Below are 2,173 nucleotides of genomic sequence, written 5' to 3' on the forward strand. Positions count from 1 at the left end.
AGTTTTCTTCGTTGGGGTTGCGGACATGTCATCCACGAAGAGGTCATCGTAAATGAAGAGAGTTGGAAAGCTCCGCCAAAGAAGGTAATAGCCCTGTAATTGAAACGATAATTCTTTAGACATGATATCCAGAGTACCACGGGACACGTGAAACCCTGTGGGAAGCAGGAGGGACCATCCTCCAAGCCTAAATACTACCTAGTGACCGATAGCGCATAGTACCGTGAGGGAAAGGTGAAAAGAACCCCGGGAGGGGAGTGAAATAGAACCTGAAACCCTGTACTTACAAGCTGTGGGAGCACTTTTTATGTGTGACCGCGTACTTTTTGTAGAACGGGCCAACGAGTTACGTTAAGTAGCAAGGTTAAGCACTTAAGGTGTGGAGCCGTAGCGAAAGCGAGTCTTAAATGGGCGTGCAGTTACTTGACGTAGACCCGAAACCGGGCGACCTATCCATGAGCAGGTTGAAGCGAAAGTAAAATTTCGTGGAGGACCGAACCCACGAGCGTTGAAAAGCTCGGGGATGACTTGTGGATAGCGGTGAAATTCCAATCGAGCCCGGAGATAGCTGGTTCTCCCCGAAATAGCTTTAGGGCTAGCCTCGAGCGTAGAGAGACGGAGGTAGAGCACTGAATGTCCTAGGGGGTATTGCACTTACCGAAGACTATCAAACTCCGAATGCCGTTTTCTTTTACTCGGGAGTCAGACTGTGGGTGATAAGATTCATAGTCGAAAGGGCAACAGCCCAGATCGTCAGCTAAGGTCCCTAAATGTACGTTAAGTGGTAAAGGATGTGGGATTGCACAGACAACCAGGATGTTGGCTTAGAAGCAGCCACTCATTTAAAGAGTGCGTAATAGCTCACTGGTCGAGTGATCCTGCACCGAAAATTTCCGGGGCTAAAACGTACTACCGAAGCTACGGCATCATTTATGATGGGTAGGGGAGCTTCGTATGCAGGCTGAAGCATGACCGTAAGGACATGTGGACAGTATACGAGTGAGAATGTTGGCATGAGTAGCGAGACGTGGGTGAGAATCCCACGGGCCGTAAACCCAAGGTTTCCAGGGGAAGGTTCGTCCGCCCTGGGTTAGTCGGGACCTAAGCCGAGGCCGAAAGGCGTAGGTGATGGACAACAGGTTGATATTCCTGTACCGCCAATAAGCGTTTGAGAAATGGGATGACACAGTAGGATAAGCTAACCACACTGTTGGTTATGTGTGGCTAAGTACTGAGGCAGTCGATACAGGCAAATCCGTATCGATGTTAATGCTAGGGTACGATGGGGAGCGAAATTTAGTAGCGAAGTAGCTGATTTCACACTGTCGAGAAAAGTCTCTATCGAGTTTAAAGGCGCCCGTACCGTAAACCGACACAGGTGGGTGAGGAGAGTATCCTAAGGCCAGCGAGAGAACTATTGTTAAGGAACTCGGCAAAATGACCCCGTAACTTAGGGAGAAGGGGTGCCATCCTTTGGATGGCCGCAGAGAATAGGCCCAAGCGACTGTTTACCAAAAACACAGGTTTCTGCTAAGTCGCAAGACGATGTATAGGAGCTGACGCCTGCCCGGTGCTGGAAGGTTAAGGGGATCTGTTAGAGCAATCGAAGCAGTGAACTTAAGCCCCAGTAAACGGCGGCCGTAACTATAACGGTCCTAAGGTAGCGAAATTCCTTGTCGGGTAAGTTCCGACCCGCACGAAAGGCGTAACGATTTGGGCACTGTCTCAACAATAGACTCGGTGAAATTGTAATCCCGGTGAAGATGCCGGGTACCTGCGACAGGACGGAAAGACCCCATGGAGCTTTACTGTAGCTTGACATTGGGTCTTGGTACTACATGTACAGGATAGGTGGGAGACTATGAAGCATGGACGCCAGTCTGTGTGGAGTCATCCTTGGGATACCACCCTTGTAGTACTGGGACTCTAACCATAGGCCTTGAATCAGGTCTTGGGACACTGTCAGGTGGGCAGTTTGACTGGGGCGGTCGCCTCCTAAAAAGTAACGGAGGCGCTCAAAGGTTCTCTCAGTACGGTCGGAAATCGTACGTAGAGTGTAAAGGCAGAAGAGAGCTTGATTGCAAGACATACAGGTCGAGCAAGGACGAAAGTCGGACTTAGTGATCCGGTGGTACCGCATGGAAGGGCCATCGCTCAACGGATAAAAGCTACC

Annotated in this window: 1 rRNA gene; it reads left to right on the forward strand. The window is 50.1% G+C overall.

Features of this window, described 5'->3' with window-relative positions:
* Positions 1-2,173 (forward strand): 23S ribosomal RNA (locus ACI48P_RS22035); the annotation flags it as partial.

Source organism: Romboutsia sp. LXY-2, assembly GCF_056171995.1.